The organism is Kribbella sp. NPDC051952, assembly GCF_040680855.1.
Lineage (GTDB): Bacteria > Actinomycetota > Actinomycetes > Propionibacteriales > Kribbellaceae > Kribbella.
In genome coordinates this window covers 56,753-69,568 of record NZ_JBFAXQ010000016.1, presented here as the reverse complement: position 1 = coordinate 69,568, position 12,816 = coordinate 56,753, and the positions used below count along the sequence as shown (strand labels likewise).

Below are 12,816 nucleotides of genomic sequence, written 5' to 3'. Positions count from 1 at the left end.
CGAAATACCCTCTAGGTCATCCATTCGCAGCTCTTGTGAGGACCTGACCATGGCTGAGCTCTCCGTACAGGACGTCATCACCGCCGCTACCCGGCTCCGGCTCGGGGCCCAATGGGATGCGGCTGCCGCCTTGCTCCGTGCGACCGACTCTCAGGCCCCGGCGGAGCGGCGCGCGATCGCAGTGGCTCTCGCCGAGGTGTTGGTCGATCAGGACTTCGCCCAGCTGACCGATCACGGTGGGGAGGCTCTCGCAGCGGCCACCCAAGCCGTCGACACGTTGCCGGACGCAACAAGCTCCTGGGACGTCGAGATGCTTCGGCTGCGGAAGGACTACAGCAGGGAGCTCTTCAGGAAGGACGACTCGGCGGACGGCGAGCGCGTCGCGAAGGAACTGGCGGCCGGCTTCGACGGGCTACAAGCCACGGCCCCGGACAATGCGCGGCAGGGTATGGCGTTCTTCTATGCGGGGCTGGTCGCCGACCACTTCCTGACTGACCCGGACCAGGCGTATGCCTGCTACCGCGAAGCCCTCGACTGCGGCGACGACCTGGTCGGTTCGTTTGCGCTGCGGCATCTCGGGGATCACGCTCACACGGCCGGGGATCTGAAGCTGGCTCGGGAGCAATGGGAGCTGTCGACCGAGGTCCGGCAGGAGGCTGGATTTCTCTTCGGCGTGCTGGCTCAGCAAGCACTCCTGGCGTCGTTGCTGAGCGACGAAGGGGACGCCGCCGGGTCCCGGGCGCTGGCCGGCGAGATCAATCGGTGGGCTCGGCAGCTCAGGTTGCCTTACCTCATCGGGCAGACCGACGACCTGATGGCTTGATGGAATACTCGCCGGATGATCTATCGGTTCTCGGTAGGACGGCTGGAATGTGTGGTCGTCAGTGACGGCCAGCCGCAACCGCCGTGGGAGCCGCCGCTCGACCAGTACTTCACGCCAGAAGCCGGAGTCCCAGAAGACGAGCTGCAGGCAGCCGCGACCGACGAGGGCCGCTCCACGCTGACGTGCGGCTACAACTGTCTCTTCATCAAAACGTCAGACGGCCTGGCGGTCGTGGATACCGGGCTCGGGGCAAGCTTTCTCGGGTACGGCGAGTACATCGAGCCGTTGGTCGGCAAGCTCGAAGGTGGCATGGCCGGAGCCGGCTTCTCCCGGGGTGACCTTGCAGCGGTGGTCTTCACCCATCTCCATCAGGACCACGCGCGCGGTGCGACCTGGTCGGGTGAGGTCAGGTTCCCGGCGGCCACGGCGTACGCACACGCCTCCGAGGTCGCCTTCTGGTCCGAGCCGCTCGAGCTGCCCTCCGCACTCCCCCACGTCGACGCCGCGCGGGCAGCGATTCGCGAGTTCGGCGCCAAGCTGCAGCCCTTCGAGCACGGCGCCGAACTCCTGCCCGGAGTGCACGCCGTCGCGGCGACCGGCCACACGCCAGGACACACAGCGCTGCTCCTCAAGTCCGGCGAAGAGCAGTTGCTCTGCGTCGGCGACACCTTCTACGACCCGCTGCAGCTAACTCATCCCAACTGGGCTACGCCCTGGGACCTAGATCGGTCCAGCTCGATCGCTTCCCGCCGACGGATCCTCGAGTGGGCCGCCGACGAACGCCTCCTGCTCCACGCGTATCACCTCCCGTTTCCAGGACTAGGCCGCGTCAGTCGCAACGGCACGTCCTTCACCTGGCAACCGGTAGACCGAACAGAGCAGGTACGCCGGGGCTGAAGGCAACATGATCCGGCGGCCGACCCGGCGCAGCTAGCCCGACCGAGTTGAAGAGCGCATCGGCGTTCAGGGTGGTGACCTCCGCGGAGTAAAGGATCCACGGCGGATGGTGGTTGGGAAGGTAAAGACCACGGTGGTTATGGAGACCCCACCGCGCAGTCAGGAAGTCCTCCAGCGGGCCCAACGAAAGGCGAGAACCCAGCTCCACGCCGATAGTCGAGCTCGCATGGACACCAGGCCACCGAAGCGTCGACGTATAGGTGTGATGACTGCCGTCGCGAGTGTGGCTCATCCGGGCCCAGCGGTACGGAAGCCCGAAGACGGCCCGTGCGGTTGCAACCACCGCCAGCCGATCGGCATCAAGGCTGAGAAAGACCACTCCCCGCCGGCCGGTCGCATCAACGGAGTACAGGCGCACATTCGTTTCTAGGAAAGATCCTAGATATGGAACGGCGGGCCCGTGCGGCAGCCCGGTATCGACCATCCGGAACGGCACCAGGCCGACGTACGTGCGCCCTTCGAAGGTGTCCGGGCGAGTGCCTGCCGGGAAGAAGTGCGCGACGTCGGCTGGGTCGACCGCCCAGTGCAGGAACGTCAGATCGAGCCAGCGCTGCCGCAGAATCCGCGGTCGTCGCAGCTCAGGCGGCGTCGGCCAGCCGGTCAAGGTTCAGTCGACGGTCGGCCGCACTGAGCAGGTCGGTTTGCCGTCGTTGAGTTCGCAGACGATGTACGGCGTACCTCCGGACTCGGCCGGTCGCCACGGCATCACCGCGTCGCCGGTGAGGAGGGCGTCCAGGGTCTGGAGCTCCGGGTCGCGTTGCTCGGCGTGGTGGTGGTAGCCCGCCGCCCCCAAGGCCAGCGCGATCGCCATCCCGAGCAGGTTCACCTCGGTCGGCCCCTCCGGCGCGACCGAACCCTCCGCCGGCTCGAGCTTGATGCCGTGTTCCGGGACCTCGACGATCTGCGCGATATACCTACCAGCGGTCATGCGCCTGAGCGTAACCCCAGCGGTCAGCCGCTGTCCGCTACTCCCCCTAGTGTCTGAGGCATGGAGTTTTCACAGGCAGAACTGGACGACTTGCAGCGGCGCCTGGATGCGACCAGGTGGCCGGATCAGCTACCCGGTGTGGAGTGGTCGTACGGCGTTGAACGCGGCCGGCTGCAGGACGTGGTCGAGTATTGGCGTACGTCGTACGACTGGCGACGCTTCGAGAACAAGCTCAACGCCTACCCACAGCACGTGACCGAGATCGACGGCCAGCAGGTCCACTTCGTCCACACGACGTCAGGTGGGATTCCGCTGCTCCTCATGCACGGCTGGCCCGGATCGGGCACCGACTTCCTCGACCTGATCGAACCGCTCCAGGACACGTTCGATCTCGTCATCCCGACGATGCCCGGCTTCGGTCTCTCCGGGCCGACCACCGCGACCGGCTGGGGTACCGAGCGGATCGCCAAGGCCTGGGTGACGTTGATGGAACAGCTCGGTTACGAGCGGTACGGCGTGCACGGCTACGACTGGGGTGGGCGGATCGCGCCGGTCCTCGCGCGACTCGTTCCGGACCGGGTGATCGGCCTGCACCTCGACGGCTACCTCGCGTTCCCGAAGGGCGAGGACCTGACCGAGGCGGAGCAGCAGCGACTGAGTGGGCTCGACAAGTGGCAGAGCGAGCGCTCCGGCTACGCCGCGATCCAGAGCACGCGGCCACAGACGCTTGCCTACGCACTCAACGACTCCCCCGTCGGCCAACTCGCCTGGAACCTGGAGTGGTACGACGATTACGGTAACAAGGTCGGTGCCATCAGCAACGATCAGATCCTCGACTCCGTCACCCTGACCTGGTTGACACGGACCGCCGGATCCTCCGGACGGATCTATCGCGAGGCCCAGGACTCGTGGGGCGCCGAGGTCGACTACTGCCCGGTCCCGACCGAGCTCGCGGTGTTCCCTGGCGACTCGACTGTGCGCAAACTCGTCGAGCGAGAGCTCAACGTCGTTCATTACAACGAGTTCGACCGCGGCGGTCACTTCGCCGCGCTGGAGGCCCCCGACCTGGTGATCGAGGACCTCCACGCCTTCTTCGGCAAGCTCTAGGAGGAGAAGGCCGCGTCGAACGAGGCGGTCGGCGGGTCGAACGCGAGCTTGCGGACGAACTCGACCGCCTCGGCGGCGCCGACCAGGCGATCCATGCCGGCGTCCTCCCACTCCACCGAGATCGGGCCGTCGTACCCGATCGTGTTCAGCATCCGGAAGCACGCCTCCCAGGGGACGTCGCCATGTCCGGTGGACACGAAGTCCCAGCCGCGACGCGGGTCGCCCCAGGCGAGGTGCGAACCCATCCGCCCGTTGCGGCCGTTGCCGACCTGGCGCTTCGCGTCCTTGCAGTCGACGTGGTAGATCCGGTCTTTGAAGTCCCACAGGAACCCGACCGGGTCGAGGTCCTGCCAGACGAAGTGCGAGGGGTCCCAGTTCAGCCCGAAGGCCGGCCGGTGACCGATCGCGTCCAGGGTCGCGGTGGTCGACCAGTAGTCGTACGCGATCTCCGACGGATGCACCTCGTGCGCGAACCGCACGCCGACCTCGTCGAACACGTCGAGGATCGGGTTCCACCGGTCCGCGAAGTCCTTGTAGCCGGCCTCGATCATGTCCGGTGGCACCGGCGGGAACATCGCGATCGTCTTCCAGATCGAGGAACCGGTGAAGCCGACGACCACGTCGACGCCGAGCGCCCGCGCGGCCTGGGCCGTCGTCTTCATCTCCTCCGCGGCGCGCTGCCGGACGCCTTCCGGATCACCGTCGCCCCAGATGTGCGCGGGCAGGATCGCCTCGTGCCGCCGGTCGATCGGATCGTCGCACACCGCCTGGCCGAGCAGGTGGTTCGAGATCGTCCAGACCTTCAGGTTGTGCTTCTCCAGGATGTCGATACGGTCGCGGACGTACGCCTCGTCCTCAGCGGCACGTCGTACGTCGAGATGGTCACCCCAGCAGGCGATCTCCAGCCCCTCGTACCCCCACGAGGACGCCAGCCGCGCCACCTCCTCGAACGGTAGATCGGCCCACTGGCCGGTGAACAACGTGATCGGTCGAGCCATGTCCTCTTCTCCTTGTCAGGTGGACTTGCCGGTCCAGCCGGGGCGAGCTGTACATCACAGGGGTCTCCGGTGCCGCCCGGAGCGCGGGGCGGCACCGGAGACAGCCGCCACGGGAGACGCGCTGCCGAATGCCCCGGATGGGGCCGAACCAGCCGGGGCGGCGGCAGGTATACGGATGCGTTCTCCCATGGCGACGTCATCAGGCCGGCCTGGCCTTCAGGTCATTGCCAACCGCGGTCAGCAAGGTGCGTGCCGGTACGTCGCGAACTGTCCGGGCCTGGGCCAGGAACAGCTCGAGCGCGACGAGCGCGACCAGCCGGCGGTTGGCGCGGGCAGCGATACCGAGCTGCACCTTCATCACGGTGGCCGTTGCCAGCGGCACCTTTCCGGCCAGCCGGTAACGGTCCACCAGCTTGACGGCTTCGGCGTACGACGTGACGACGGTGAACGGCACCGTGGTCACCGAGCTGTTGCCGGCGGCATCCAAGGCGGTCGCGGTCAGCTTGTGCGCACCGAGTCCGAGCACCACGCCGTCGAGCTTCCCGACGACGGGCTTGCCGTCCACCGCCAGCGTGACTCCGGCCGGCCCCGACAACGCGTCCGCCGCCGTCGCGGCGACTGTCGCGGTCGACGCCACTCCGAGTGAGCCGCCACTCGTGAGGCCGGTGACCGTGGTGGACGGCGGGGTGCGGTCGATCTTGACCGAGACCGACGAAGGCTCCGAGACATTGCCCGCCGTGTCACTCGCTCGGACCGTCACCGTGTGCGTCCCATCGGCGGACAGCGTCACCGGTGCCGTGTACTCGGACCAGACGTCGCCCGCCTTCTGCTCCACGTAGACCTGACCACCTTGGTCATCGATCGCCATCGCGGTCGCAGTCACCGGCCCGGTCCACCACCCCGCGAGACCTGATGGGGTCGACGGGTTGAGCGACAACGTCACCGCCGGAGCGACCGTGTCCCGGACCAGCTTGAAGTAGTCGAACTTCGCCGTCTTCGAGGCAGCCTGATCCACACCGAAGGCGTAGACACCGAAGGACGCCGATCCGAGCGCGGCGTTGGTCACCGGTGGAAGCGCGGTCCACGCCAAACCGTCCGCGCTGTACGAGCCGGTGAACGTGGACCCGGACTTCGCCAGCCGGAGGTACCAAACGCCCTGACCAGGCTCGGGTGCGTTCGGCTGTGGCGATTGAACGACGTCCCCGACCTCACTACGAAGCTCGATACCTCGGGTGACAGTCGACCCAGCGGCGTTGCTGGTGAGGTAGTCCAGCTTCACGTAATTCGCGTCATCGGCGTAGACCATCAGCCCCGCCTGCTGGTACGCCTCGTTGAACGACGACCCGTCCACCTTCGTCTCGATCGTCCAATCGCCGTCCGGTACGGGCTGGAGCATCAAGTTGCGCGGGTTCGTCGCTGTCCCGCCGTAGATGTCGCCCTTGCCGGTGTCGATCTCGAGCGACTCCCCGGCGACCCGGAAAGCGGCAGGATCCGGTCGTACGACGTCAGTCCACCGACAGGCGTCCAGCGTCGTACCGGTGAACTCGTCGTCCGGCGCCGGCTGCTCGGCCGTGTCGTCCGGCGTGATCGTGAAGTAGTCGAACGACGCCGTGATCGGCAACGCCTCGGTCCGGTTGGCCAGGCCGAACAGACCGATCCGGGGATTGGTGATCCCGGCCAGTTGCTTGGTCTCCGGCATCTCGGTGAAGGTCGCCCCATCAGCGCTGTACGACGCCGTCAGCGACGACCCGTCCGAGGTGAACCGCACCCACACCGTGTCCGGGTACGCCGCGCCGAGGTTGGCCGTGTTCGACGCCGCGACCTCGTTCGGTACGCCGCCTTCCTCACGGATGAACTGGAAGATCCGGTCAGCGGCCGAGGCCGTCGTGGACCGGGCCTGCAGCACCATCTTCGCGTAGTTGTCGTCGTCGCCATACACGATCAGTCCGGCTTGTTGGTAGGCCAACCGCGCTGGCAGCGTGACCTTCGTGGTCGCCTGCCAGGCACCCGCCGGCAGCGGTTGCAGCACGATGTTCGGCGTGCCCGTGTTCCCGGTGCCGTAGATGTCGGTCGCCGTCAGCGGGATCGACAGCTTGCCATCGGCAACCGACAACTCCTGGTTGCCCCGGACAACCTCAGACCATCGGCCGGAGTCCAAAGCGGCTCCATCGAACCCGTCGGAGCGGCCGGATAGACAGGTCGGCAACGACGGCGAGTCGACCGTGATCACGGTCTTCGCCGTCCCGGCAGCACCACGTGCATCGGTCACGGTAGCTGTGGCCGTGAAGCTGCCAGCGGTTGTGTAGGTGTGGCTCACCGTGGCTCCGGTGGCCGTGCCGCCGTCGCCGAAGCTCCACGCATACGTCAACGGCAGGTCGCCCTCGGGATCGGTCGCCGCCGCGGTGAAGTCGACCTGCAACGGAGCCTTGCCTTGGGTGGCGGACGGCGTGACCGTCACCGCTGGGCGTTCGTTCTCCGTCACACCCTTCCCGATGAAGCGCACCCAGTTGACGTTGAGCTGGCCCGTGGTCTTGACGAAGTACAGCGGCCCGCTCGTCAAGGAGGCACCGCTGACACCGCCGGTGAAGTCGCCGTACGTCTGCCAGCCGCCCGTCGGAGCCACCTGGATCGTCGCGACGACGGGGCCATCGGTCGGTGATCCTTGGCGGACCTCGACGGTCGCTCCCGCGTCAGGGGAGGCAGCGCGCAAGGCGATCTGGTTGATGTTGGTCAGGTTCGTCGGCTTCCAGCCCCACCAGTCGCCGTCCTCGATGAACCCGATGTTCTTCCCACCGCCGGCCGTGTCGCCGGTGTCCTCGACCTGCACGCCACCCGTGGATCCGGGTCCGCCGGTCTCACTGAAGAACTCGGCCTCCCGGGTCTTGGGCTGCAGCTGGACCACCTTCTGTGTGGTGATCGCGCCGGTCCCGGGTGCGCCCTTGTCCGTGTAGGTCACGGTGACGATGCCGAAGATGTTCGCGCCCACATGCCCCTGGTCGCCGGGCAGCGGGAACGTGCCCTCACACCCGTGGTACTGCTCGTAGGGATGCGCGTGCTCGTCATGCCCGAGGGCCGGTTGCGTGACCACGTCCTGGCAGTCGACCGTCCCGTCCTCGGGATCGGTGACCGTCACCTTGTAGTGGATCGTGTCGCCGAAGTCGAAGAACCCACCGTCGGCCGGCGCCTCCACGGTGATGGTCGGAGCGGTGTTCCCGGCGGTGATGGTCCGGTTCGAGACCGCCGTACGTCCGTCCGGATCGCTGACGGTCAACCGGGCCGTGAAGACACCGGCAGTGGCATAGGTGTACGACGGTTTCGCCTCGGTGCTGTCCGTCGTACCGTTCCCATCGAAGTCCCAGGCCAGCGTCACCGGCTGCCCATCCGGATCACGTGATCCGGTTGAGTCGAAGGCGACGGTCAACGGCACCGGTCCAGACGTCTTGTCGGTGCTGAACTGCGCGATCGGCGCTCGATTCCCTTGTACGTAGTCGATCCGGTAGATCCCGGAGTCGGCATTGTTGCCGCCGAACCCGCTCCCCCACTCGATCACGTACAGCGCGCCGTCCGGTCCGAACTGCAGTGCGTGCGGCCGGATGAAGTTCATCTCCTGCAGCATCCGGGACACGTCGGCCACGCCGGTCCGGTCGTCGTTCAACTGCACCGAGAACAGCCGGCTGTCGTTCCAGTCCGCCCAGACCGCCTTGCCGTCGAAGTACGCCGGCCATTTGCGATCAGACGTGCTGTCAGCGTTGAACTGGTACGCCCCGCTCGTCATCGGCGCACCACTGCCACCGACTTCCGGGACTCCGGTCGTGGACTTCCCCATCCAGAGGTCCGCGGGAATTGCCGCCGGCAACTGAGTGATACCGGTGTTGTTCGGCGACTCGTTCACCGGCGCGTTGCAGTTGAACGTGGCACCCGACGTACCGGTCGCGAAGTCGTAGTCGTTGTACGGCGTGTTCGCGCCGACGCAGTACGGCCACCCGTAGAAGCCCGGCTTGTCGAGGATGTTCCACTCGACCCGGCCGTCCGGTCCGCGGGTCGGCGAGACCGCGCCGGCGTCCGGTCCGTAGTCCGCGACGAAGAGGTGGTTCGTGGTCGGGTCGATGCCGATCCGGAACGGGTTCCGGAAGCCCATCGCGTAGATCTCCGGCCGGGTCTTCGCCGTACCCGCTGGGAACATGTTGCCGGCCGGGATCGTGTACGTACCGTCTTCCGACGGATGGATACGCAGGACCTTGCCGTTCAGGGCGTTGCTGTTGGCGGCACTGCGCTGCGAGTCCCAGGCCGCGCGACCCGCTCGCTCGTCGATCGGCGCGTAACCGTCGGAATCGAAGGGATTGCTGTTGTCGCCGGTGGCAATGAAGAGGTTGCCGTTGCCATCGAACTCGAGCGCCCCACCGGCATGGCAGCACTGCTCGCGCTGCGTGTCGATCCGCAGCACCTGCTTCTCACTCGCCAGGTCAAGAGTGTCACCAGTCAGCGTGAACCGGGAGACGCGGTCGAACGGTTCGGTGCCCGCCGGCGAGTAATAGAGATAGACGAAGCCATTCGTCGCGAACGCCGGATCCAGGGCGATCCCGAGCAGCCCGAACTCCTGGCCGGTGTAGACGTTCAGCGTCGCGGCGGTCACCACGGAGCCGTCGGTCCTGACGACCTTCACCGCGCCGTTCCGGTCGATGTAGAAGACCCGGCCGTCCTGAGCAACGGCCAGTTCCATCGGGTTCGACGTGTCGTCGTCCAGCGTCACCTTCTCGTAGCTCTCGCTGAGCGACGCACCACAGTCGGCCGGCTCGACACCGGCAGCCGTCTTGATGCCGCCGAGGAGCAGGTTCTTGAAGGTGGGATCGGCGTACGACTCGATCGTGTGGCCCATGCCCGTGTACCAGGCCCGGCCGCCGTCGTAGTCCTGGCACCAGGTGATCGGGTGCTCCGGGCCCATGTTCCCGCCCGTGTACGACGTTTCGTCCAGCGAGGCGAGCACGTGAACGGCGCCGCGCGGGTTGGTGCGGTAGTTGTACCACTCGTCCGTCCGCGGCCAGAGCGTCGGAGCGCCGGCGGTGGACGGGTGCGCGTGGTCTTCCACCTTCACCGTCGCGTTCGGCGTACCGGCGGGGTGGCTGTCGAAGTAGCTGCCGACGAGCTGGCCGTACCACGGCCAGTCGTACTCGGTGTCGGACGCGGCGTGGATACCGGCGTACCCGCCACCGCCGCGGATGTACCGCTCGAAGGCGGCCTGCTGGTCGGCGTTCAGGACGTCGCCGGTCGTGGACAACCAGATCACGACCTCGTACTTGGCCAGCTCGGTGTCGTTGAACATCGACGCGTCCTCGGTCGCGGTGACCGTGAAGTCGTTGGCCGCGGCGAGGTCGGTGATGGCCTGGATCCCGGCCGGGATCGAGTCGTGCCGGAACGCGGCGGTCTTGCTGAAGATCAACGCGTTGAAGGTCTCGTCACCGTGGCCGGGATGGGCCCGGGCGGGTAGCGGCGACAACATCGCCGCGATCAGGGCGAGCACGAGAACACCTATCACTGTGCCGTGCCTGCGTAGCTGGATCATGCGGAGCTCCTCATGGGTCGGACAAGGTGCGCGCTCCATCGATTCCGGGGCGGGAAAGACCCCAGCTACTACAAGTCCCGTGCTCTGCCCTGCGCGGGAGTTACAACAACTGGATCAGCGAACGCCGAGCAGGTGCTCCATCGCCAACTGGTCCAGCTTCTCGAACCCGAGACCGCGCTCGGCCAGCGCTTCCCGGTCGTACTTCTCGGCCCGGAGATCGGCCAGGCTCTCACCCTCGGCCAGGGTGGGCTCGGACAACTCCGCGACCCGTGCGACGGCGAGTGCTTCCGCCACCTCCGGGTCGGCCCGGAACGCCTGCACCTTGTCGCGCAGGATCAGGTAGTTCCGCATACAACCCCGCGCGGTCTCCCAGACGCCTTCCTCGTCCTCGGTCCGCGGCGGCTTGTAGTCGAAGTGGACGTGCCCGTCGTACGCCGGGTAGCTTCCGGACCCCAGCAGTACGTCGACCGTCCAGAAGGCCTCCCGCAGGTTGCCGGCACCGAACCGCAGGTCCTGGTCGAACCGCGGACCGTGCTGCCCGTTGAGGTCGATGTGGTACAGCTTCCCGTGCCACAGCGCCTGCGCGATTCCGTGCGCGTAGTTGAGCGAGGCCATCTGCTCGTGCCCGACCTCGGGGTTGATCCCGACCAGCTCGGGATCGGCGAGATCGTTGATGAAGGCAATCGCATGCCCGATCGACGGCAGCAGGATGTCACCGCGCGGCTCGTTCGGCTTCGGCTCGATCGCGAAACGGATGTTGTAGCCCTGCTCCCGCACGTACGCGCAGAGCAGGTCCATCGACTCCTTGTACCGATCCAGCGCCGCCCGCACGTCCTTCGAGCCACCGGACTCCGCGCCCTCGCGACCGCCCCAGAGGACGTACGTCGTCGCCCCCAGCTCGGCTGCGAGATCGACGTTGCGCAGCACCTTCGCCAGCGCCAGCCGCCGTACCTGGCGATCGTTTGCGGTCAGGCCGCCGTCCTTGAAGACGGGGTGCGCGAACAGGTTCGTGGTCATCATCTCGACGCCCATACCGGTGTCGGCGAGCGCCTTCTGGAACCGGTCCAGGGTCTGCTTACGGGTCGCGTCGTTCGGTACGACGTCGTCGTCGTGGAACGTGACCGCCGCGGCGCCGAGCTCGGCGAGCTTCTCGACCGCGTGCACCGGGTCCATCGCCGGGCGGACCGCCGTACCGAAGACGTCGACACCTTCCCAGCCGACGGTCCACAGACCGAAGGAGAACTTGTCGTCCTTGGTCGGGGTGTAGTCATTCATTCAGGGATCTCCTGCCATTGTCGGGATGCCGAACTGGCCTCGACCGCGGCCAGCACCCGCTGGACACGCAGCCCGTCGGCGAACGACGGGACCGGATCGGCGCCTTCGGCGATCGCGGTGACCAGGTCGACGACCTGATGGGTGAACCCGTGCTCGTAGCCGAGCAGATGGCCGGGTGGCCACCAGGCTGCGACGTACGGGTGGTCGGGTTCGGTGGCGAGGATGCGGCGGAAGCCCGCCGTCCTCGAGTCTTCGGTGGCGTCGTAGAAGTGCAGGAGGTTCATGTCCTCGAAGTCGAACGCGAGGCTGCCCAGGCTGCCGTTGATCTCGATCCGGATCGCGTTCTTCCGGCCGGTGGCGAACCGGGTCGCCTCGAAGACGCCCAGCGCACCGGAGCGGAAGGTGGCCAGGAACACCGCCGCATCGTCGACCGTGACCGGTCCGCGTTCGGTGCCTGCCGTACCGGCCAGACCGGAGTGTTCGGCGGCGACCGGGCGCTCCTTCACGAACGTCTCGAGCCGGGCGCTCACCTCACCGATGGTGTCGCCGATGATGTACTGCGTCATGTCGATGATGTGCGCGCCGATGTCGCCGAGCGCCCCGGAGCCGGCCTTCTCCTTGTCCAAACGCCAGGACAGCGGCGCCTCCGGGTCGGCGATCCAGTCCTGCAGGTACTGCGCCCGGACGTGCCGGATCGTTCCCAGTTTGCCCTCGGCAACGAGCTGGCGGGCCAGCCCGATCGCCGGCACCCGGCGATAGGTGAACCCGACCATCGACCTGATCCCCTTGGCCGCCGCCGCCTCGGCCGCGGCGGTCATCGCCTCGGCCTCCTCGACGGTGTTGGCCAGCGGCTTCTCGCACAGGACGTGCTTGCCGGCCTCCAAGGCTGCGATCGCGATCTCGGCGTGGCTGTCGCCCGGCGTGCACACGTCGATCAGCTGGATGTCGTCGCGGCCGAGCAGCTTGCGCCAGTCGGTCTCGGTCTCGGTCCAGCCGAGCTTCGTCGCGGCCGCGCTGACGGCCTCGGCGTTGCGCCCACAGAGCACGTTCATGGCGGGGTTCAGCGGCAGGTCGAAGAAGCGCGGCGCGCTCCGCCAGGCCTGCGAGTGGGCCGCGCCCATGAACGCGTAGCCGATCAGGCCGATGCCCAGGTCAGTCATAACTCTCC

General features: G+C 67.2%; 9 protein-coding genes. 3 read left to right on the top strand and 6 right to left on the bottom strand.

Going from position 1 to position 12,816, the window contains the following annotated elements:
* The first annotated feature begins 49 nt into the window (after positions 1–49).
* Together AB0L70_RS27190 and AB0L70_RS27185 are read left to right on the top strand one after the other, a co-directional pair.
* The gene (locus tag AB0L70_RS27190; protein ID WP_363688922.1) at positions 50–823 is read left to right on the top strand and encodes a hypothetical protein; all 774 of its coding nucleotides are present in this window, start codon (positions 50–52) and stop codon (positions 821–823) included.
* Positions 824–838: 15 nt separating this feature from the next.
* On the top strand, positions 839–1,720 hold the full coding sequence (locus AB0L70_RS27185) for an MBL fold metallo-hydrolase (RefSeq protein WP_363688920.1): 882 nt from the start codon (positions 839–841) through the stop codon (positions 1,718–1,720).
* Here AB0L70_RS27185 and AB0L70_RS27180 read toward each other — a convergent pair.
* Both AB0L70_RS27180 and AB0L70_RS27175 read right to left on the bottom strand, forming a co-directional pair.
* Positions 1,674–2,384 carry a DUF2071 domain-containing protein gene (locus AB0L70_RS27180; RefSeq protein ID WP_363688919.1) on the bottom strand — a complete coding sequence of 237 codons (711 nt, stop codon included), beginning with the start codon at positions 2,382–2,384 and terminating at the stop codon, positions 1,674–1,676. The genes AB0L70_RS27185 and AB0L70_RS27180 overlap by 47 nt on opposite strands.
* Before the next feature lie 3 nt (positions 2,385–2,387).
* Complete coding sequence (locus AB0L70_RS27175) at positions 2,388–2,708, bottom strand: hypothetical protein (RefSeq protein WP_363688918.1); 321 nt, start codon at positions 2,706–2,708, stop codon at positions 2,388–2,390.
* Between the two features lie 60 nt (positions 2,709–2,768).
* On the opposite strand from AB0L70_RS27175, the gene AB0L70_RS27170 reads away from it, so the two are divergent.
* The gene (locus AB0L70_RS27170; RefSeq protein WP_363688916.1) at positions 2,769–3,815 is read left to right on the top strand and encodes an epoxide hydrolase family protein; all 1,047 of its coding nucleotides are present in this window, start codon (positions 2,769–2,771) and stop codon (positions 3,813–3,815) included.
* Here the strand turns inward: AB0L70_RS27170 and AB0L70_RS27165 are convergent.
* The 4 genes from AB0L70_RS27165 to AB0L70_RS27150 form a co-directional block, all read right to left on the bottom strand.
* Positions 3,812–4,813: a sugar phosphate isomerase/epimerase family protein gene (locus tag AB0L70_RS27165; protein ID WP_363688914.1), complete on the bottom strand. Its 1,002-nt coding sequence runs from the start codon at positions 4,811–4,813 to the stop codon at positions 3,812–3,814. The genes AB0L70_RS27170 and AB0L70_RS27165 overlap by 4 nt on opposite strands.
* 199 nt (positions 4,814–5,012) lie before the next feature.
* On the bottom strand, positions 5,013–10,373 hold the full coding sequence (locus tag AB0L70_RS27160; protein ID WP_363688912.1) for a ThuA domain-containing protein: 5,361 nt from the start codon (positions 10,371–10,373) through the stop codon (positions 5,013–5,015).
* A gap of 114 nt (positions 10,374–10,487) precedes the next feature.
* Complete coding sequence (xylA, locus tag AB0L70_RS27155; protein ID WP_363688910.1) at positions 10,488–11,648, bottom strand: xylose isomerase; 1,161 nt, start codon at positions 11,646–11,648, stop codon at positions 10,488–10,490.
* Positions 11,645–12,808 carry a Gfo/Idh/MocA family oxidoreductase gene (locus tag AB0L70_RS27150; protein WP_363688908.1) on the bottom strand — a complete coding sequence of 388 codons (1,164 nt, stop codon included), beginning with the start codon at positions 12,806–12,808 and terminating at the stop codon, positions 11,645–11,647. The genes xylA and AB0L70_RS27150 overlap by 4 nt, the downstream gene beginning before the upstream one ends.
* Between the last annotated feature and the right edge of the window lie 8 nt (positions 12,809–12,816).